General features: G+C 57.7%; 12 protein-coding genes and 1 tRNA gene. 9 read left to right on the top strand and 4 right to left on the bottom strand.

Annotated elements, in window-relative coordinates; translation table 11 throughout:
• The first annotated feature begins 14 nt into the window (after window positions 1–14).
• The 5 genes from CHN51_RS17145 to CHN51_RS17125 all read left to right on the top strand — a co-directional run bounded on the left by CHN51_RS17145 (window position 15) and on the right by CHN51_RS17125 (window position 5,584).
• Window positions 15–1,481, top strand: coding sequence for a DUF3336 domain-containing protein (locus CHN51_RS17145; RefSeq protein WP_100095100.1), 1,467 nt, complete (start codon window positions 15–17; stop codon window positions 1,479–1,481).
• Window positions 1,478–2,341 (top strand): alpha/beta hydrolase, encoded by an 864-nt coding sequence (locus CHN51_RS17140; RefSeq protein ID WP_240616785.1) that lies wholly within the window; start codon window positions 1,478–1,480, stop codon window positions 2,339–2,341. The genes CHN51_RS17145 and CHN51_RS17140 overlap by 4 nt, the downstream gene beginning before the upstream one ends.
• 1 nt (window position 2,342) lies before the next feature.
• Window positions 2,343–3,281: an alpha/beta fold hydrolase gene (locus CHN51_RS17135; RefSeq protein ID WP_100095099.1), complete on the top strand. Its 939-nt coding sequence runs from the start codon at window positions 2,343–2,345 to the stop codon at window positions 3,279–3,281.
• Window positions 3,282–3,342: 61 nt separating this feature from the next.
• Complete coding sequence (locus tag CHN51_RS17130) at window positions 3,343–4,344, top strand: NAD(P)H-dependent glycerol-3-phosphate dehydrogenase (protein ID WP_100095098.1); 1,002 nt, start codon at window positions 3,343–3,345, stop codon at window positions 4,342–4,344.
• A gap of 286 nt (window positions 4,345–4,630) precedes the next feature.
• Window positions 4,631–5,584: a crotonase/enoyl-CoA hydratase family protein gene (locus CHN51_RS17125; RefSeq protein WP_164089266.1), complete on the top strand. Its 954-nt coding sequence runs from the start codon at window positions 4,631–4,633 to the stop codon at window positions 5,582–5,584.
• 7 nt (window positions 5,585–5,591) lie between these two features.
• On the opposite strand, the gene CHN51_RS17120 is transcribed toward CHN51_RS17125, so the two are convergent.
• From CHN51_RS17120 to CHN51_RS17110, 3 genes are all read right to left on the bottom strand, one after another.
• A complete protein-coding gene (locus CHN51_RS17120; protein WP_164089264.1) occupies window positions 5,592–8,081 on the bottom strand; it encodes an ATP-binding protein in 2,490 nt (829 codons plus the stop codon).
• A gap of 71 nt (window positions 8,082–8,152) precedes the next feature.
• Window positions 8,153–10,312, bottom strand: a complete 2,160-nt coding sequence (locus CHN51_RS17115; protein ID WP_100095095.1) for an EAL domain-containing protein — start codon at window positions 10,310–10,312, stop codon at window positions 8,153–8,155.
• Window positions 10,313–10,615: 303 nt separating this feature from the next.
• A tRNA-Pro gene (locus tag CHN51_RS17110) sits at window positions 10,616–10,692 on the bottom strand.
• Window positions 10,693–10,881: 189 nt separating this feature from the next.
• Between CHN51_RS17110 and thyA the strand changes: the two genes are divergently transcribed.
• The 4 genes from thyA to CHN51_RS17090 all read left to right on the top strand — a co-directional run bounded on the left by thyA (window position 10,882) and on the right by CHN51_RS17090 (window position 15,523).
• Window positions 10,882–11,811, top strand: coding sequence for a thymidylate synthase (gene thyA, locus CHN51_RS17105; RefSeq protein ID WP_100095727.1), 930 nt, complete (start codon window positions 10,882–10,884; stop codon window positions 11,809–11,811).
• Window positions 11,812–11,922: 111 nt separating this feature from the next.
• The gene (locus CHN51_RS17100; RefSeq protein ID WP_100095094.1) at window positions 11,923–13,197 is read left to right on the top strand and encodes a 3-methyl-2-oxobutanoate dehydrogenase (2-methylpropanoyl-transferring) subunit alpha; all 1,275 of its coding nucleotides are present in this window, start codon (window positions 11,923–11,925) and stop codon (window positions 13,195–13,197) included.
• Window positions 13,185–14,207, top strand: a complete 1,023-nt coding sequence (locus CHN51_RS17095; RefSeq protein WP_100095093.1) for an alpha-ketoacid dehydrogenase subunit beta — start codon at window positions 13,185–13,187, stop codon at window positions 14,205–14,207. The genes CHN51_RS17100 and CHN51_RS17095 overlap by 13 nt, the downstream gene beginning before the upstream one ends.
• Window positions 14,204–15,523, top strand: coding sequence for a dihydrolipoamide acetyltransferase family protein (locus CHN51_RS17090; protein ID WP_100095092.1), 1,320 nt, complete (start codon window positions 14,204–14,206; stop codon window positions 15,521–15,523). The genes CHN51_RS17095 and CHN51_RS17090 overlap by 4 nt, the downstream gene beginning before the upstream one ends.
• A 321-nt stretch (window positions 15,524–15,844) precedes the next feature.
• Here CHN51_RS17090 and CHN51_RS17085 read toward each other — a convergent pair whose 3' ends face one another.
• Window positions 15,845–20,983, bottom strand: coding sequence for a hypothetical protein (locus tag CHN51_RS17085; protein WP_240616784.1), 5,139 nt, complete (start codon window positions 20,981–20,983; stop codon window positions 15,845–15,847).
• Between the last annotated feature and the right edge of the window lie 9 nt (window positions 20,984–20,992).

Here is a 20,992-nt window from a genome sequence, read left to right as displayed (position 1 = left end):
AGAGTGAACCGAATATGATCCTGAACACGACTTTGAAGATGGAAAAGGCGATGGCCCAGGCCAAAAGCTATTCCGAATGGTCGAAGGCCGCGAAAGCGCACGACAAGTCCACCGGAGTCGACATATGGAAGGCGTCAGATGAAAGTAAGCATTTTGATCACTCTTCCATCCGCCGCCGACTGAAGCGCCTTTCCAAGCTCTGGAAAGAGCAGGACAATGCAGGCCTACTATATGCTTTGAACGAGGGCATTCACGGCAATATGGATGGCATGGGGCACGCCCGGCTCCATCAGAAGGCCAAATTCGGTACTAAGCAGTTGATCCAGGATTATGTCGACGCGATCGCCAATTCGCTGGAATATCTGGCGAGCGACAAGGTTACCGACATTCCGTTCGAGGAAAAACTCGATTTCTTCCGCCGGGCGCAGCATTGCTACGGACGGTCCGCATTTTTGATGAGCGGCTCCGGAGCCTATCTCTATTTTCACGTTGGCGTGGCCAAGGCTCTCTGGGAAGAGGGTCTGTTGCCCGATATCATGTCGGGATCCAGCGGTGGATCGGTCGTTGGTGCGCTGATCAGTACGCACACGGACAAGGATATACCGCCATTTTTCAAACCGGAAAATTTGATCGTCGGACCTGAAAATGAAGATGAGGGCGGTTTCATGGGAGGCCCCAGCCGGATGCGGGCCGACGAAATCCGGCAGCGTCTGTCGGATCTTTTGCCCGACCTTACCTTTCAGGAAGCCTATGAGCTTACCGGTCGTCATCTGAATGTCTCGATTGCCCCGGCAGAGAAACACCAGACCTCGCGCCTGCTCAATGCCATTGCATCGCCCAATGTCTTCATTCGCGAGGCGGTTCTGGCGTCCTGTGCGGTCCCCGGCATTTATCCGCCCGTGACGCTGGCGGCAAAAGACCATCGCGGCGAGCGGATTCCCTATCTGCCCAACCGGAAATGGGTCGACGGGTCGGTCACTCACGATTTGCCGGTCAAAAGACTGGCCCGGCTTTATGGCGTCAATCACCATATCGTCAGCCAGGCCAATCCGCTGGTCACGCCATTCGCGACAGATGTCAGCCACACGCGCAATCCGCTTTCGTCAATCCGCAACGCCTCGACCGCGACAATGAAGGCATGGCTCAACGCCAATGTGGAAATCATGCAGAAGCCGCTGTCCTATTTTCCGCGCTTGAACAGCATGGCGAATATGGCGCTTTCGGTAATCAATCAGGATTATACCGGTGATATCAATATCATCCGCCCGACCATGTTCTGGAGCCCGTCCAAGCTGCTGAGCAATTTGCCGGTCGAGGATATCGCCGAATTGATCCAGCTTGGAGAGCGGACGACTTGGCCGAAAATTGAAATGGTCCGGACCCAGACCAAAATCAGCCAGACGCTTGACCGGATATTGTTCGCATATGAAAATGAGCTGGCACACGATCACGAACTGGTAGTGAAAAGGAAAATCGCTTGATCCATGAAAACGGGACATTGACGCTTGCACCGGGATCCAAGGCGGCCGGCGCAAAAATATTCTGGCAGAAATGGTTGCCGGACAATGATCCCAAGGCGATCATTTTGCTAGTGCACGGTTATGCCGAGCATAGTGGGCGCTATCAATATTTTGCCGAGCATTGCGTGGGCAAAGGCTATGCGGTTTTTGCTTTGGATCACTGGGGGCATGGGAAATCGGATGGCACAGCCGGTTTTGTTCCCGATTTTTCGGTTTTCAGGGACGGTGTTGATCGGCTGCTCGCCCAGGCGAAGCAGGATTTATCCGATTTGCCAGTCATGCTTGTCGGGCACAGTATGGGCGGATTGATCAGCGCGACCTATCTACTCACCGAACAGGGAAATTTCGCTGCCTGCGTGCTTTCCGGCCCGGCGATCCAGGCGGCCGAGGAACCATCCGCAGCGCTCAAGGCGATCAGCGGCTTTCTGTCGCGCTTCTTTCCCAAGCTCGGTGTGCTCGAGCTCGACCCGAACGGCGTCAGTCGCGATCCGGAGGTTGTAGCCGACTATCTCGCCGATCCGCTTGTCTACAATGGCAAGATGGGGGCAAGGCTTGCAGCAGAGATGCTTGCCAATATGACCATGGTCCAGGAGAATGCCGGACGAATTTCCTTGCCCATGCTACTGCTTCACGGAGGACAGGACAGTCTGGCCGGGGTGGCAGGTTCGGAATTTCTGGTTCGCCATATTTCCTCGAGCGAGAAACAGCTGAAAATCTATCCTGAACTGTTTCACGAAATTTTCAATGAACCGGAAAGAGACAACGTTCTGAACGACATGACCGACTGGTTGGACAAACAGCTGGCGGCGGGAGGAGCGTAACATGGAAGCAGTTGAAATTTTTCTGACCGTACTCGGCATCTTGATGGTGTCGCTGCTGGCGCTCTATGTGCTGTTCCCGCGTACTCTATACGGCTTCCTGCGCAACGGTTTGCGAAGAAAAGGCAAGCTGACAGCAAAGTCTATCAAAGTGGGCAATCTTATCTGGCCCTATCTCGAAGGGGGGCCGGCTGATGGTGAGCCTCTGGTTCTTCTGCACGGCTTTGGCGGAGACAAGGATAACTGGGCAATATATGCACCGGAAATCGTCGGAAAATACCGCCTGATAGCGCCGGACCTTCCGGGATTTGGCGAGAATATTCGCGATATCGCCCATGATTACGACATGGCGACCCAGGCTGCGCGGGTCCGCGACTTTCTGGACGCCATGGGAATAGAAAAATGCCATATCGGCGGCAACAGTATGGGCGGTTTCGTCTCCCTGCGCTTTGCCTTGGATTATCCCGAGCGATTGCTGTCCATGACGCTGTTCAACAATGCCGGCGTCATTGGTGCCAATGAAAGCAAGCTGCAAAAAGAGGCCCAGTCGGGCAAAAATCCGCTGGAAATCCACAGTCCGGAAGATGTGAAACGGATGCTCGCCTTTGTCGCCCACAAGCCGATGAAAGTCCCCGGAAAGTTTCGCAAGATTTTCTACGAGGATTTCGCTGTCCATCGCGAACTGCTCGACAAGATTTTCTGGACTCTGGTCGAAGATGGTACCGCAAAGCCGCTGAATGACCAGCTCGGGCAGGTAAAGGCACCGACACTCATCATCTGGGGCCGTCACGACCAGTTGATTGACGTCAGCTGTGTCGATGTGCTGGAAAACGGAATTCCCAATGCCGAATCCGTGGTCTTTGAGGAAGTGGGTCATATCCCCATGATCGAAAACCCGAAGGGTACCGCGAAGCGGCATCTCGAGTTTCTTGCAAAATACTGAAATTCCCTTCAGTTTAGACAGGATGGGCTCCCGCTAGAGGAGTCGCCGACGGAGGGTATATATGGAATTGAAAGTTGGATTGCTCGGCGGCGGCTCTTGGGGAACCACGGTTGCGTCGCTGGTTTCGCGCAACGCGCCGATAAAAATCTGGGCGCGCGATTCCGAAACCGTCAGCGATATCAACAATAATCATTGCAACAGCAAATATCTGCCCGACATAAAATTGCCACCTGCTTTGACCGCAACGTCGGAAATCGGCGAGGCCGTGTCAGGCGCAGATGTCTTGGTGATGGGGATACCCTCCAACAATTTTCGCGCGGTACTCGAAGAGGCGAAGCAATATTTGAGGCCCTGGGTTCCGGTCATCAGCCTTACCAAGGGACTGGAACTGGCGACCAGCAAGCGGATGACAGAGGTGATCGAAGAAGTTCTGCCGGGGCATCCGGTCGGCGTCTTGACCGGCCCCAATCTGGCTCGTGAAATCATGGCGGGGCAGGCGGCCGCCAGTGTGATCTCGATGGAAGATGAGATTATCGTCAAACAGCTGCAGCAGCTTTTCCACTCCGGCCTGTTCCGCGTTTACACCAATACCGACCTGCTGGGTTGCGAATTGGGCGGGGTGCTCAAGAATATCATAGCCATCGCTGTCGGTATGGGCGATGGGCTGGGAGCCGGCGACAATACGCGTTCGGCTCTGATCACCAGAGGGCTTGCCGAAATCACGCGGCTAGGCGTTGCCATGGGCGGCAAACCCGAAACATTCTCTGGTCTCACCGGCATGGGGGACATGATCGCCACTTGCACCAGTCCGCTGAGCCGTAACCGCCACGTCGGCGTCGAGCTTGGCAAGGGTCGTCATATCGACGAAATCATCGACGAAATGCACATGGTCGCGGAGGGTGTGAAAAGCGCGCCGACGGTGATCGCATTGGCAAAAAAATACGGGGTCGAAATGCCGATCGCGGAGGATGTTTTCGAAGTCACCAAGGGCAACCGGTCTGCCGTTCGCGCCTTTCGTGGACTGGTCAACCAATCTGCCGGAGCAGAATCCGACGCGGGTTGAAGTTTCGTGCCTTCAAAGGTGCCGAAACAGGCGAATTCGAGATGAAAATCGCTTGCAGGCATGGCGGATATTTGCCTTGTCTCGTCGGATGTTAACCAATTACATGGGAATTTTATCGCTCAAATGACTCAAAGATAAGAAAATTTTTGAGTCAATTAAGCATGTTACCCAATCTTCTCGGTTTCACTTGCATTGAAATGGGGCATGTCATAAAATTTTACATATTAGGCAAAGAGTTTTGTTAGGCTGAGTATCGTCGAACATCTTGCCGGATATGGAGTATATTATGGACTTTCGCAGTCGCGCAGCCAACGAGTTGGATCGTAATTTGACGATCGAGGCGAATGATATGCTGGTCCAGACGCCCCCTATTTCCGAACCCGATATCTTCTCCAAACAGTTTCGCGAAATCGACCTGAGATTCGACCGGTCCGACGAAATATTCTGGTGCTATATGAACCAGAAATCGCGCCCCAGTTATACCTATGAACTGGGCGAGGAAATTCAGCAGGTTCAGGACTGGATCCATTCCACCTACGCGATCAACGGGACCAAGGCGGCCGATCCGTTGCGCTATTTTGTCGCCGCTTCGCATACGCCCGGCATCTACAATCTGGGCGGTGATCTGAAGCATTTTGCGGATTGCATCCGTCGTCGCGACCTCGGCGCGTTGAAAAAATACGCCCGGACCTGTGTCCATATGCAATATGAGAATAGCACCGCCTTTGGCGCACCGATCATCACAATGGCCCTCGTGCAGGGTGATGCTCTGGGCGGCGGTTTTGAACACGCCCTGGCGTTCGACATATTGGTGGCCGAGAAAAGCGCGCGACTGGGATTGCCGGAAATTCTCTTCAATCTCTTTCCCGGAATGGGGGCCTATAGTTTCCTGCGTCAGCGTCTCAGCCGGAAGGAAACCGAGCGGTTCATTCTCGAAGGGAAATTATACACTGGCGCCGAACTTTATGACATGGGCGTGGTGGATATCCTGGCGGACGACGGAATGGGCGAAGCCGCAATCGTCGAATATACCAAGGAAAACCGCAAACGCTTTCACGCCGAAAGGGCCGTCTATCGGGCCCGGAAAATCGCCAACCCGGTAAGTCTGGAAGAATTGCTCGAAATCACCGATACTTGGGCGGAAACCGCACTCTATCTGGGAGATGCGGACGTTCGCAAGATGGAGCGGCTGGCATCGGCGCAGGATCGGCGCATATTGCGGTCGCTACGGGCGGTCTGACAATCAGCTAGATTTGTGCGGCCTGTCCGGCCTGCGCATGCTCGGTACCGGCAGCCAGCTTCGTATCAAGATAGGCGCGAATATCAGCGACCTGCTGTTCAATCTTGGACAGATATTCCTGACGTCTCTCCAGAAAGTCCGGTTCGGCAATCACCTCCAGCTTAGAGCATGTCTCGACGAGATAGCTTGCGCCGACATTGGAGGCGCCGCTCTTGAAGGCATGGGCGTGAAAACGGAAATCATCGACAGATCCATCCTCGACCGATTTGCGGAAGGCAACGAGGATCTCGCCGGTATCCTCCAGATAGGCTTCGATGATTGATCTGACAAAGGCTTCGTCACCGATCGACAGCAGATAATCGAGCTGCGTCGGATCAACGGCCGGTGGCTCGGGCCGCCGCAATTTGCTGTCGAAACTGCTGACCACGCCCAGCGGGTCCGCATATGTGTCAACGGCTTGTGCTTCGGTCCTGCTGCCCGTCTGGGAGGTGATAACCTCTATCAGTTCGGTGGCTTCGATCGGCTTGGTAATTCTCAGGTCCATGCCGGCATCGAGACATTTCTTTTCGGTTTCCTCGGTCGAATCCGCCGTCAAGCCGATGATCGGGACATGTTTCCGCGGCCCTTCGATCTGGCGCCACAGGCGGCAGCATTCGATACCACCCATGATTGGCATGTTCACATCCAGGAAGACAATTTCGAAATCCCCCTGTTCGAGCTGTTCGAGCGCTTCCTCTCCGTCAGCCACCACGGTGACCTCGTGTCCGACATTGGACAAGATCGTTTCGAGGACCATCTGGTTAGTCCGATTGTCATCGGCAACCAGCACGCGAACCGGTTTGACCTGGGCTGGCTCGATGTTCGGCGTGGATTCCGGATGTTGCCGCGGGCCGGACCCGACAAAGGAACAGCCAATTTGCACGGCGCTGCGGATCGCGCTGAACTCCGATCCTGGCGGAAGCAGAGTGGCGAAAGCGGCGCGCAACTGGATGTCCTTGAGTGTTTTCTCCTTGCCCTCGGCCAGCAAAACCGGGGGCAGCTGGGCTGCGCGGAACGCAGACCAGAGAGGGGACTGGTCGTCCTGATTGCTCGCAATGGCCTCGTCCAGCAGGGCAATGTCGTAGAGATCGAGATCGAGCTGACTGATAATCTCTTCGATATCATCTGGCCCGTAGCACTGGATATGATCAATCCTGACGGGCTGGTTCTTGTCCTTGCAGATGCTCGGTGCGTCGATCTTCTGGGAGAGAGACAGGATACGGATGGCGTCGTCGTCACTGCTTTGGGGTTCCGCCTCAAGGACATCGACCGGGAAGGACAGGGTGAAAATACTGCCTTTCCCCGGATCGCTCTCCAGGGAAATATCGCCACCCATTTGATTGGCAAGCTTTTGGCAGATCGCCAGTCCCAGACCGGTACCGCCAAATTCGTTCGCAATCGTGTCATTTGCCTGCTGGAAGACGTCGAATATTTTCTGCTGCTCTTCTTTCGCAATGCCGGGTCCGGTGTCGGTTACGGAAACCCACATTTCGTCCTGACCAGCTGTGGATACAAATCCGCAGCGCAAGGTAACCGAACCGGAATTGGTGAATTTCACCGCGTTACTGGTCAGGTTGATAAGGATGTTGCGAACGTAATCCAGTTGGCCCGAGATCAGCTGGTTGCTGCTCGGTTCGGCCTGCAGGTTGATCTCCAGGCCCTTGTCGTCGGCGGCGATCTGCATGATGTCGCGGACCTCGGAAAGAAGATCGACGAGAGAAAAGGGTTTCGGATCGGGCAGCTCATCCCGCGATTCCGACTGGGCGAAATTCAGCAGCTGGTTGATCAGGTGGAGCAGGTGGCGTCCGGCGGATACGCTGGTCGCGATCATCTGGTGCTGTTTTTCCGGCAGCTGCATTTCCAGCAGGTGCGTGCCATAACCGATGATGGCATTCAACGGGGTGCGCAATTCATGGCTAATGCTGGCGAGAAACAGGCTCTTGGCTTTGTTGGCAGCTTCGGCCTCTTCTTTCGCCTGGGATATCTTGGTGATCAGCGTCGAGCAATAGGCCGGGATCACCAGCAGCCCGATCAGCAGGCCGATCGAAAGGGATGAGTTGTTCCGCCAGAAGTCCACGGTATAGATGGCCCAGCCAAACGCCATCGCGGCCATCACGGACGCTATGAACAGCCAGAAAATGCCGAAGCGGAAGCCATTGCCGAGAATGACCCAGAGAAAAAGCGGATATCCCGCCGCGACGCTTTCTCCTCCGACCTGAAACAGGAAGGCTCCGACGCCAAAGTCCGTGCAAAGCCCGAGAAAACGCCTCAAGCTTGAGGGTTTTCGGTGCATCCGATAGGCGACGGCAATGGCGACACTGAGGATGAAATAGACGCTGAAACCGACGATGAGGCCTGGTGTGGCACCCAGCATGACACAGACCGACCATCCCAGAATGACCAGGATGATCCGGTTCTTGATCATCTCGTGCTCGCGATCACGTATCTGTCCATCCAAGCCGTGCTTTGAATGCATGTGATGCCTGTGCGACCGTGCCGGCGCTTTTGATGTGGCGGACAGCAAGTGGATTAGCCTTCTACCGCACGACTGGCGGGATTATTTTTTCGGCCGTCAAATAATTTTCCGAGATCCTCGGCCCGTTGCGGACGCGCGATCTTGAAACCCTGGATTTCGTCGCAACCGGAAACGCGGAGCAAATCCAGCTGCGCGTCATTTTCGACGCCTTCGGCAACCACCCGCATGTCCAGTGCATGCGCCAGATGCGCAATGGTGCCGATAATCGCGCGATCGGCCGGGCTATGTTCGATCCGGGAAATGAACGTGCGATCAATTTTCAGGCAATTGGCGGGCAGATCCCTGAGATATTGCAGCGAGGAATAGCCGGTTCCGAAATCGTCGATGGATATGCCGACACCGCTGTTGCGAATCTGCTGGAGCGTGGCTCTGACCTGCTCATTATTGTCGATCAGCAATTCTTCGGTAATCTCGATCGTGATTTTTGATGGTTCGATGCCATTGGCTTCGATATTGGCGAGCAGTTCCTGGCAGAGATTCTGGTTCTGGAACTGGCGCGGGGATACGTTGATCGCGACGCGTGGCAGATCAATACCGCGGTCGGCGTAGGATTTTATTTCCCGGCAAACTTCACCCATGACCCAGCGGCCGAGAATGTCCATGAGTCCGCTTTCATCTGCGACCCGGATGAACTGGATCGGCAACAGGCGGCCGCGGCGTGGATGATCCCATCTGATAAGCGCTTCCAGGCCAACATATTCGAGTGTTTTTGCATCGACAATCGGCTGATATTCGAGCGCGAACTGATTTTCGTTAAACGCGTCGCGAAGCTCGTTTTCCAGCGCGGCATCGGCCTGGGCAATCTCGTTCATGTCTTCCGAGAAGAACCGGTAGCAGTTGCGGCCATTGGCCTTGGCGTCATACATGGCGAGATCGGCCATGCGGAGAACTTCCTCATATTCATCGCCGTCGTTCGGGATCAGGCTGACGCCGATTGACGCGCTGATCACCTGACCCACACCGCTGATGGCATAGGGCTCGCTGATTGATTTCAATATTTTGGAACAGCGCGAATTGATCGAGTCGATATTCTCGAATTTGTTCAAAATGATCGCAAATTCGTCCCCGCCGATGCGGGCGGCAAAATCCTCGGGGCCAATGACCTTGGAAATGCGTTCGGCGACCTCGCGCAACAGCGCGTCGCCGCTGTGATGGCCGCGGGTGTCATTGATGATCTTGAACCGGTCCAGATCGAGCAGCAAAAGCGCAGCCTGGCTATCGGCTTTCTTGCAATTGGCGATGGTCGATTTGACATTCTCGGCGAGCAGCACGCGATTGGGCAGGCCGGTCAGCATGTCGTGCAGTGCGAGATGCGTTCTATGTTCCTCGGCGAACTTCCGGGCAGTGATATCGACCGCTGTTGTCAGCACGCCGATCGTCTCGCCTTTGTGATTGAGTAGCGGCGACTTGTTGCAATGGAAAATCAGATCGACACCGTCGCTGGTGATTTTCTCTTCGAAATGCGGAATGGCCAGGCTCGATTTCAGCACCATCGCATCCCGTCTGCGCGTATTTGCTGCCAGGGTCGGCTCGAAATTATTGGCAAAATCGGTGCCGACCATCTCGTCCGGGTCCTTGTCAAACAGGGCGGACTGATAGGCGTTGGTGAACAGGCATTTTCCCGACCGGTCGGTCGCATTGATCATGATCGGGATCGTGTCGATGATTTGCTCGAGCATGCTTTTGCCTGACGGACCTTCGTTCGAGGCCGCCGCGCCAAAGGCTGCGTGCTTCCGGCCGATTTCCGAGGCGCGCTTGCGCAGGGTCACGCTTTTCTTGCTTTTGGTCAGCAGGGACAAGGCACGGCTACAGAATTCGACATGCGAAACCGGGCTCTGCAAAAAGTCGGTGGCGCCAGCGTCCAGTGCGGCAAGCCGGCATTCGCGATCCTGATGCGCTGTAATGACGATCGCTGGAATTTCATTAGCGCCAGGCATCAGCCTGACCTTGCGGATGAATTCCGCGCCGTTCATTTGCGGCATCCGGTAATCCACCACCATCAGATCCGCCTTGTTGTCGCGCAGCCAATCCAGCGCTTCCACAGGATCAGCATAGGTGACGGCGGAATATTTTTCCCCCATCAGCGTCACAAACTGGGCGTAGATCCGCAGATTGGTAGGCCGGTCATCGACTATTAAAACACGCGTGCTCATGATTGAAGGCACTACAGGGCGATGATCAAGATAAGGTTAACGTCTATTTATCGGATCATTTTTCGCTTTTCTGTCCGTCATTGCCCCTATCAGGCGGCCTCTCAGCCGATGGCCGAGGGATGAAAAGGCCTCGCTGTTTCAAAGGATCCGGCACCTGCGCACCGGGACAAGGGCGAACATGTCCGCAGAAATCCAGCCAAAATCATTCTCGTTCGATTGAACGGTTCAAGAGCAGAAAAGCTATTCACGGCAAGCAGATGACGCGATTTATTGGAAGATTTGGAAGCATGTTTGAGAAATCGATGGTCGGGAAGAGAGGATTCGAACCTCCGGCCCCTGCCTCCCGAAGGCAGTACTCTACCAGGCTGAGCTACTTCCCGATCCGATTGCTTTTCCTGACGCAAGGGATGCAATGGGCAGATTATATGCCAGTATGATTTGCGGTTCAAGCCATCGGCGCCCGGTCTGGCAAAACTTTATCTGTTTGATCTCTCCCGCCGGATTGGGTTGAGGATATCGCTTGAGCGGTCTACCGTTTGCCGGAACCTTGGTTGGAGTGTGATGGTTTGATTCCCGGACAGCATTATGAGCAGCAATATCTTGACCTGATGCGGCAGATCTGGACGCAGGGCGATGAACGTGTCGATCGCACTGGTGTCGGCACCCGGGCCATTTTCGGTGTGACGATGCGTTTCGATCTAGCAGACGATGCCATTCCTTTGCTCACGACCAAGCGGGTGTTCTGGAAGACGGCAGCACGCGAAATGCTGTGGTTCCTGACCGGGGACACGAATATCCGCGAACTGGTGAAGCAGAAAGTGCATATCTGGACCGACTGGCCGCTCGACAAATATCGCAAGGAAACCGGCGAGCTGCTGGACCGCGACGCCTTTGAACAGCGGATCATCGAGGATGATGGCTTTGCCGCAAAATGGGGCGACCTGGGCCCCGTCTATGGGAAGCAATGGGTCGACTGGCCGCGCTATACACCGGCGGGCGAGGGCCTGTATCGTCGGGAGAAGAAAGGGTTCAACCAGATTGAAGCCCTGATTGACGGCATCAGGAATAATCCCGGCTCCCGGCGCCATATTTTTACAGGCTGGAATGTGGCCGAGCTGGACCAGATGGCTTTGCCGCCCTGTCACAAGACCTATCAATTCTATGTCTCGGGAGGAAAATTGTCGGGGCTGCTCTATCAGCGCAGTTGCGATCTCGGTTTGGGCTTTGCGTTCAATGTCTTTTCTGCCGCGCTGCTGATCCGGATGATTGCGCAGCAGTGCGATCTGGAGCCGGGCGAGCTGATCTGGAATGGCGGCGATGTGCATCTCTATCTCAATCATGCTGATCTGGTGGAGGAACAGATATCGCGGGAGCCTTCCGGCGCTCCCAAACTGAAAATCCTTCGCAAACCCGATTCGATTTTCGATTATGAAATTGGGGATTTCGAGGTGCTGGATTACAGTCCCCAGGCGCATATTTCCGCGCCTGTAGCGGTCTGATCAATCAAAAGGGCAGGGAGATTGACCTAAATTCGGTTTTGTAATATTGTAACAGCTAGTTGAACGAATATTGCAGCGCAACAATTGCGCGATTCTTGTTGGAGAGGCCTGATGGCTGACGAAAATACCAAAAGCAATTTGCCGCCGCTGACTTTACACATACCCGAACCGAAATTTCGCCCCGGTGATACGGTCGATTACAGCGATCTTCAGATTCCTGAAGCCGGCGCGCAGAGGCGTCCGGACATCAACACCGCGCCCAAGGACATGCAGGACATGGTCTATGACATGGTCCGCGTTCTCGATGACGATCACAAGGCTGTCGGTCCGTGGGATCCAAAGCTTGATGATGAGATATTGCTCAAGATGCTCCGCACGATGGTGCAGGTGCGCACCTTTGATGACCGGCTGCACCGTCAGCAGCGACAGGGCAAAACCAGCTTCTATATGAAATGTACGGGAGAAGAGGCGACATCGGTTGCCGCCGCCATGGCATTGCACGGCGATGACATGTGCTTTCCGAGCTATCGCCAGCAGGGCATATTGTTCGTCCGGGGCTATCCGATGATCGAGATGGTCAATCAGATATTTTCGAACAAGGCGGACAAGCTGAAAGGCCGTCAGCTGCCGATCATGTATAGTTCGAGTGAGCTGAACTTCTTCACCGTATCGGGGAATCTGACCACCCAATATCCGCAAGCCGTGGGCTGGGCGATGGCCAGCGCGAGCAAGGGTGACAGCCGGATTGCCGCTGCCTGGTGCGGCGAGGGATCGACCGCCGAAGGCGATTTTCACGCGGCGATGACCTTTGCCGCGGTCTATAACGCGCCGGTGATCATGAATGTGGTCAACAACCAGTGGGCGATCTCGTCCTTCTCCGGCTTTGCCGGGGCAGAGCGGACCACCTTTGCGGCGCGCGGTGCCGGCTATGGGATCGCTGCATTGCGGGTCGACGGCAATGATCCGCTGGCTGTCTATGCCGCGACAAGCTGGGCCGCAGAACGGGCGCGGACCAACCAGGGTCCGACCCTGATCGAGCATTTCACCTATCGCGCCGAAGCGCATAGCACGTCCGATGACCCGACCGCCTATCGCAGCGCGCAGGAGCGCGAAGAATGGCCGCTCGGCGACCCGATCATGCGGCTCAAGCGGCACCTGATCCGGCGCGGTGTGTGGAGCGAGGAGCAGCAGGAAGCTCTGGATGCCGAATGTCTGGAAGCGGTCAAGGAGACGGTCAAGGAAGCCGCCAAAAACGGCATATTGGGCCACGGTCTGCACCAGCCGTTCGAAACCATGTTCCAGGACGTGTTCGAAGAAATGCCCTGGCACCTCAAGGAACAAGCCGAACAGGCCAATAAGGAACGGGAAATCAAATGGCCGTCATGAACATGATAGAGGCTATCAACAGCGGCCTCGAGACAATGATGCAACGCGACGACAATGTCGTGATCATGGGCGAGGATGTCGGCTATTTTGGCGGGGTTTTCCGCGCCACAGCGGGCCTGCAGGAGAAGTTCGGCAAGACCCGCTGCTTCGATACGCCGATATCCGAATGCGGGATTATCGGCGCGGCGGTGGGCATGTGTGCTTATGGTCTGCGGCCGGTGCCGGAAATCCAGTTCGCCGACTATATCTATCCCGGAATGGACCAGCTGATCTCCGAAGCGGCGCGGCTGCGCTATCGCTCGGCCGGCGAGTTTACCGCGCCCTTGACCGTCCGTTCGCCCTTCGGCGGCGGTATCTTTGGCGGGCAGACGCACAGCCAGTCGCCGGAAGCGATGTTTACCCATGTTTCGGGGTTGAAAACCGTCATTCCGTCAACGCCTTATGATGCCAAGGGCCTGCTGATTGCATCGATCGAGGATAATGATCCGGTGCTCTTCTTTGAGCCGAAACGTATCTATAACGGGCCTTTTACCGGCTATTATGACAATCCGGTATCGCCCTGGTCAAAATTTGCCGAGGCCGAAGTGCCGGAGGGCCATTATACCGTGCCGCTGGGCAAGGCCAATATCGTGCGCGAAGGCGATGCGGTGACGGTTCTGGCCTATGGCACGATGGTTCATGTCTGCAAGGCGGTGGTCGAGGAGCACCAGATCAACGCCGAAGTCATTGATTTGCGGACCCTTGTACCGGTGGATATCGAGACGATCGAGGAGTCGGTGAAGAAGACCGGGCGCTGCCTGATCGTGCATGAGGCAACGCGGACCAGCGGCTTTGGCGCGGAGCTGTCCGCGCTGGTGCAGGAACGCTGTTTCTATCATCTGGAGGCGCCGATCGAGCGGGTTACCGGATTTGATACGCCTTATCCGCACAGCCTGGAATGGGCCTATTTCCCCGGACCGGTGCGGATCCGTGAAGCGCTGGAAAAAATTGTCAGGGACTTGAAATCATGAGCAAATATATATTCAATCTGCCTGATATCGGCGAGGGCATTGCCGAAGCGGAAATCGTCAAATGGCATATCAAGATCGGCGATGTCGTGGCCGAGGATGACCAGCTGGCCGATGTCATGACCGACAAGGCGACGGTCGAGATGGAAGCGCCGGTTTCGGGCAAGATTGTCGCGATCGCCGGTGAAGAAGGCGACATTATCGCGATCGGTTCGATGCTGGTCGAGATCGAAGTCGAGGGCGAGATCGATGCTGACAAATTGGAAGAATTGGAAGCATCCAGTACGGCTGCCGATGCCGCCGATAAATCAGATGTTGCGGTCAAGGACGTCAATCAAGTTATTGATAACAAAGGAGAAAATTCTGAACCTTCCACAAATCCAACTGCGCAGGGCGATGTCGCGGAGCCCGTTTCCGCTCCAGTGGCTTCCGACAATCCTTCGACGGAAAATGCTGGCCAGAAAGTGCTCGCCACGCCCGCTGTTCGCAAACGGGCAGCCGATCTTGGCGTCGACCTCAGCGAGGTCAAGGCGCAGGGCGAGCATATCCGGCACAGCGATCTCGACGCCTATCTGAACTATGGATCGGGGCAGGGCTATCGTCCCGCCGGATCTGTGCAAAAACGTGACGATGAAGTGATCAAAGTCATCGGAATGCGACGCAAAATCGCACAAAATATGGCAGAATCGAAACGGAATATCCCGCATTTCTCCTATGTCGACGAAATCGACATGACCGAACTGGAAGATATGCGCGCCGATCTGAACGCCAATCGCGGCGACCGTCCGAAGCTGACCATGTTGCCGCTGATGATTGTCGCCATCTGCAAGTCGCTGCCGCAATTTCCGATGCTCAACGCGATTTACGACGACGAGGCCGGGATCGTGACCCGCCATGGCGCGGTCCATCTCGGCATGGCCACCCAGACCGGGCAGGGGCTGATGGTGCCGGTGCTGCGCAACGCGCAGGATATGAACGTCTGGCAACTGGCGTCCGAAATCGCCCGTCTGGCAGCGGCAGCGCGCGACGGCACGGCGACCGCGAAAGAGCTGACCGGTTCGACCCTCACGCTCACGTCGCTCGGTCCGCTCGGCGGCATCGCGACAACGCCGGTGATCAACCGCCCCGAAGTGGCGATTATCGGCCCGAACAAGATTGTCGAACGGCCGATGATCATCGACAGCGAAATCCACGCGCGCAAGCTGATGAACCTGTCGATCTCCTGCGATCACCGCGTGGTCGATGGTTATGACGCGGCCAGCTATGTCCAGGCGCTCAAGCATCTGCTGGAAACGCCGGTGCTGCTGTTCGCGGACTGAAGCGGGCGGTCCTTCTCCCGTGAGGGAGAAGGATACAGAGCCTTGTGAGCGAAGCGAACTAGGCGGCGTTGGATGAGGGCGTTCTGTCCTCTGGGGCGCAGAACGCCCTCATCCAGCTGCGACTAGGGCAGCAAGCTGCCAAGTCTTCGCATCCTTCTCCCGCACGGGAGAAGTACTCTGGCGAGCTGCCGTTCGTCCTGAGCCTGTCGAAGGACAATTTACGGCGATAGGTGCACTTCGACAAGCTCGGTGCGAACGGAATAGGGCAAGTGCGGTCCTTCTCCCGCACGGGAGAAGAAGGAATTTGGATGCGTCTCTCCCTCAAAGCCCCAGGCCGCCCAGACTTTCCTGGTCGAATTTCAGGCGGAAGGTGACGAAAGGGCCGTCTCTTGTGTAGCGGCTCTCTTCAAAGTCGCGATCGGCGAAACCGACGACATTATAGCCGACCGAAATATAGGCGTTCTTGAACGGGGTGATGCCGACGCTCGGACCGCCGGAATAGGCGATGCTGTCGAAACCATTGCCGACGCGGGCGGTGGCCTGGCCGCCGACGTCGATCGTGTCGGACAGGTCGAACTTGACGTCAGCGCCGACGACATTGCTCCAGCCTTCGACATCATCCTGCCCGAAACGGTCGAACACATAGCGGCTGCCCCAGAAGAAACCATATTCCCCCGCTACGGTGAACAGTCCGCCACCGGAATCCAGCGGGGTGTAGTTCACGCTCAGGCTGTTAATGATCCGGCGCGAGGTGACATTGCCGTCGACGAGCAGCGGCGCGCCACCGATCGGTCCGGATTCACCGGAGACCGCATTGCGCACACGATCTTCCCGGAATTCCAGCTTCTCGAGCCATGACCACCGGCTGTCCGACGGACGATGGGCCCAGCTGGCTTCGGCTTCGATGACGCGCGAGCTCGTACCGCTCTCGTCCTTGGCGACATATATGCTGGCCAGTGCGCCGAGCGCGCTACCCTCGCCGATCTGCCGGAGCAGGGCGGTGGTCAGTCCGTAGCGGGTGCTGATGTCGCCATCACGGTATTCGGCGCGGCTGTTCCAGCTCCAGTCGGCGTGACGGTAGGTGGCACCGGCGGTGACCGCGAGGAAATCCTCGGTCAGGGTCGCGTCATTGCCGAGAAAACCGCCCGAGGCGACCGGCTGTTCGTTGTTGAGCACATCGCCGCGGTCAAATCCGCTGATGGTTTCATTGCCGTCCAGCGAGAAATCGATGGTCCACTTGTCGCCCACCGGAATGCTCTGCGTCAGGCCATAGGCGGCATAGCTGCGCGGACCATATTCGGTAATTTCCTGCTGGTTCATGCTGCTGACGATGCGCGCGCCATTCCAGGGCGAGACGTCGACGCCGATGCGGGCGGTGCGGGCATCGATATTCTCGCCATCGGCAATCTCGTAGGTGCCGATGATCTTGATATCCTCGGTCAGCGCATAGCGTGCCGAGAGGCTGTGCCGCGCGGGGAAGTCGATACTGTCATCCTGTCCGCCCAGCGCGAATTCGGTCTGCGCATCCAGTTCCAGCTTGCCGCCAAACAGCCGCTGGGTTGCACCGAGCCGGACGAGAGTGGATTCATTCACCGTGCCGTCCGACAGCCGGTCATGGGCATAGATCAGGCCGGCGCGGAAAGATGTGTTGTCGGTGCGATATTCGAGTTCGGCGGTCGCGGCGCGACGGCGGGCATCGGACATCAGGAAATTCTCCTGATAGCTGGTGACGGCCAAAGACAGATTGTCCCTTATGCCGACCCGGCCATCGATGCCGAATTTGCGGGTGCCGCTTTCGGCAGCGTTCAACTGTCCAAGGCCATAGCCCGAGGCCTGTTGCCGGACATAGGCGAGTATGTCGAATTTCGAACCATGATGTTCGGCTTCGACCAGCCATGCGGTTGCTGCCTTGCCGCTGTCGGTGGCGGAAAGATCTTTCGCTTCATTATCGGTGACGGCGAGTTCGGCGCGAAATTCGGTCTTGAGATCCGGCCGGTAGCGGACGTCGACGCCCAAAAGATCGGTTTTGACGCTCTCATTCTCGTCGTGCACAGCGGTCGCGCCGATCTTCAGCTTTTCGTCGGCGGTCTGGTAGGTCGCGCGGCCGCCGGCGTTGATATTGCGTTCACCCACGCCGAGGACTTCATATTCGGCGATGATGAACTGCGGATCGAGGGTGCTGCTGCGGCTCAGTACCGGTTCGCGGAAGCGCAATGTGCCGGCGAGATAATCGATGTCATAGTCAATATGCCGGGTCAGTTCACGCCGTTCGACGATCTGCTCCGAGCGGAAGCGGTCGCGCGTTTCCAGGGTGATCCGTTCGCTGTTGGCCAATATATCGCGGGTGGCGAGGGCATAGGGACCGGACAGGCCGTTGCCCTGGATTTCCTCGCGCCGGAAGCGGTTGGGCGAATCCGCCGCAAAAGCGTTGAGATGCACCTGATCGCTTCTATATTCCGCCTTGATGCCATTGAACGCGCGCTGGTAGCGGGCCAGTTCGGGCTCGCTGATGCCCGTCTCGTAATCGCCGAACAGCGCGTAAAACTGGGGCCGCTCCAGCTTCAGATAGAGGCGGCGGACCGATGCGGCGTCATAGCGCTGCTCGCTGCGGTCAGCATAGACGGTATAATAGCTGCGCGGATCGATGACGCCCTGGAAGCGGGTTTCGTCTTCTTCCTTGTCGCTGTCATAGGCCAGCGTCATCAGCCATTTGCCCGTGACCCGGCCCTTGGCATAGAGCGCGATCCGGCCGTCGACATTGATATTGTCATCATCGTCGGCGAGATCCTCGAGCCGCTCGTCGAGCGTGTTGAAACCCAAGGTACCGGCAGCGAAGCCGACCACGGTCCATGGCCGGTCACCGGGATCAAGCCAGGTTTCGACCCGCTGGGCGCGTTCGACTTCGCCGTCCCGGAAGGGGAAGGCAATGCTCAGCGAACCGGAAGCGGTCGTCGGTGCCAGTTCGATATAGGCGATGCCTTCGTCGCCCTCGACCCGCCACACCGGCCGCCCGCGTTCCAGACCGGCAAGCTGGTTGGCCTGCTGGGCATCGATTTCGATGGCCGGGGCATAAGGGGCGGGGACAGAGAAATCGCCGACCATGCCATTGCGAGCCGGCTTGCCGTCGCGGTCGGTCAGGCGCACCGCGATCACCGGGCGGGTAACGCCGTCGGCGACCAGAATGGAACGATCCCTGAGCAGCTCCGCGTGCAGCGGGCTGCCGGCATAATGGACTGTGCGTTCCAGTTGCTGGACCAGCTTGCCATCGCGATCGACCACGCGGGCGATCAGGATATTGGTGCGGTCCTCGATTTCGATCCCGCGCCAGGTGCTGACCCGGACCTTGCCGTCGGCACTTTTCTTGGTGCCGTCAAAGGCCAGTGGCGTGACCGGCTTGCCATTGACCGAAAGCTCGACCCGCTGGCCGGCGTGATGCTTGATCGCGACGCGCAGCGCCTTGACCCGTGGATTATGCTCTTCTTCGGGGAACAGCCATGCAATGCCGGGCTGTTCGCCGGCAACCCAGTCGCGGCCCGCGCCCGCCGCTTCGGGGTCCGAAAGAAGTTCCGGCTTGTGATAGGTCTCGGCGGTCTTCATGTCTCTGGCCGCGACTTTTCTGGCCCGGAAATCCGCGCGTTTCAGCGCGCCGCCACGGCCTTCGACAAAGCGCGAAATGGCGCTGCCGGCGGCGCGCGTGTTGCGTGCGCAATCGACCGGGGCCTGATCGGCCGGGAAGCTCGATGGATCGATCTGGACCACGTGCAGGCCGGGCTTGAGGCCCTCGAAATGATAGCGTCCGTCGCTGTCGGTGACGGTATAGGTTCCGTCCTGCAGCATCACGCGGATATCGCCGATGCCCGCCGCTGTCCGGGGATCGGCGCTGCAGCCGCCGCCGGTGATGCGGCCGACGAGCGTGAACCGTTCGGAAATGCCGTCGCGGACGATATTGACGATCGCATCGACGGTCGGGCTGGTGGTGCCGCGATCATCGCGGGCGGAAGCGAGGTTGAGCGCGTCTCCGGGCTGCGCGTCCTGGCGCACTTCGGCAATATAGGTCAGCAAGGCGCTGCCCGAAGGGGGCAGGGACGGCACTTCGACGGAGAAATCCCGGCCATTGGCCTGGACAGACGGCGTGATCAGGTCGCCATTATAGCGGACCGTGCCGGTCTTCAGCCGCATCGCGCCTGGCAATTGGTCGGAGATCGTGATCTGGCCCGTGCTCCGCAAAACGTCGGAATTCTGCACGGTAACCCGATATTGTACCGCGTCTCCGGGCGCGGCCTGGGCGGTGGAGGCCGATTTGGTGATCAGCAACGGCGCGCCGGGCCGGTCCAGCGGTACATCGACACGGACCGGGGCCGGATCGCTCAGGATGATGACGCCGCCATAGGAGCCGTCGACAATGGTGAAGGGAAGGCCGTCGGTGCGCCGCAATCCGGCCAGTTGCGCGGGCGTCGCCACCGATTCGAAACGATAGGGCTGGGGCGGCTCGACGAGCAGGCGATAGCGGCCTGCCCGGGCAAAGGGGAAACGGTAGAAGCCGTCGCGGAAATCGTAGACCGTGCCGCCGCTGTCGGTCACCATTTCTCCCGAAATCACCGTGCTCGGGAACAGCGAAACCCCGTCGTCGCCGAATACCTGGGCCGGCTGGCCGGTCGCGATATCGATCAGGGTGACGCGTGCGCCACTGACCGGCGTGCCGTCACTGCTGTCGAAAATCTCGCCGAACGGATCGATCAGGATGCCGACTTTTGCGCTGCCGATCGCGTTGCCGCCCATTTCGTGAACGGTGATGTCGAAGGTTTCCCCGCGTTTCACCGACAGGACGCAATCGCCCTGAACCGGGGCAGGCGGGACCGCGGCGGTGTTGATCAGGCCGACAAAGCGGCCGCTGTCGGGCGCTGTCTCGACGATATTGATCTGTTCCCGGTCGCCGGTCGGCGTGGTCAGATAGATGTCGAAGCTTTCGATCGCCCGCGGATCGAGATTGCGATTTGCCGCTTTTATCGAGATGATCAGCGGTTCGCCGGCCCTGATACTGTCCGTCGGCACGACCGAGGCGGGACTTCTGGGTGTCCCGGCAAAGGCGCCGCTGAGTTCGATCGGGATGCTGCCGCGCGTGCTCCGGCACATGGTCTGTGCAATCGGGAATTGCTCGGCCCCTGGCGGGTCGGCAAAGTGGAATAGCATGACGTCCAGCGGATCGGAAGGCGGCTGGACAATCTGGATGTCTACGCGATTGGACGGTTTCTGCTGCCGCTGGCCGCCGATATCCCATTCCGCTCGCGCGATATTGCTGATCAGCGGCAGATGGTGCGCCGGTTCGACCTCGAAACCGGACGCGTGCGGCTGCTCCTCGGCAAACTCGGGTTGGGCGAGTGCCGTTGAGGCCGGCGCGCTCAGGGCGCACGCCGCCAATGCCAGACCGACTGGCTTGAAAAAGGTGGTGAATCTACCCACGAATATGGC

Source organism: Sphingorhabdus sp. YGSMI21, from assembly GCF_002776575.1.
Lineage (GTDB): Bacteria > Pseudomonadota > Alphaproteobacteria > Sphingomonadales > Sphingomonadaceae > Parasphingorhabdus.
Note: the sequence above shows the minus strand (reverse complement) of the source record. Positions and strands in the feature narration are given on the sequence as shown.

What these genes read in the sequence shown, in the direction of transcription:
- CHN51_RS17145 (WP_100095100.1), top strand. Translation starts at nt 15, where the DNA reads ATGATCCTGAACACGACTTTGAAGATGGAAAAGGCGATGGCCCAGGCC.
- CHN51_RS17135 (WP_100095099.1), top strand. Translation starts at nt 2,343, where the DNA reads ATGGAAGCAGTTGAAATTTTTCTGACCGTACTCGGCATCTTGATGGTG.
- CHN51_RS17130 (WP_100095098.1), top strand. Translation starts at nt 3,343, where the DNA reads ATGGAATTGAAAGTTGGATTGCTCGGCGGCGGCTCTTGGGGAACCACG.
- CHN51_RS17125 (WP_164089266.1), top strand. Translation starts at nt 4,631, where the DNA reads ATGGACTTTCGCAGTCGCGCAGCCAACGAGTTGGATCGTAATTTGACG.
- CHN51_RS17115 (WP_100095095.1), bottom strand. Translation starts at nt 10,312, where the DNA reads ATGAGCACGCGTGTTTTAATAGTCGATGACCGGCCTACCAATCTGCGG.
- CHN51_RS17100 (WP_100095094.1), top strand. Translation starts at nt 11,923, where the DNA reads ATGGCTGACGAAAATACCAAAAGCAATTTGCCGCCGCTGACTTTACAC.
- CHN51_RS17095 (WP_100095093.1), top strand. Translation starts at nt 13,185, where the DNA reads ATGGCCGTCATGAACATGATAGAGGCTATCAACAGCGGCCTCGAGACA.
- CHN51_RS17090 (WP_100095092.1), top strand. Translation starts at nt 14,204, where the DNA reads ATGAGCAAATATATATTCAATCTGCCTGATATCGGCGAGGGCATTGCC.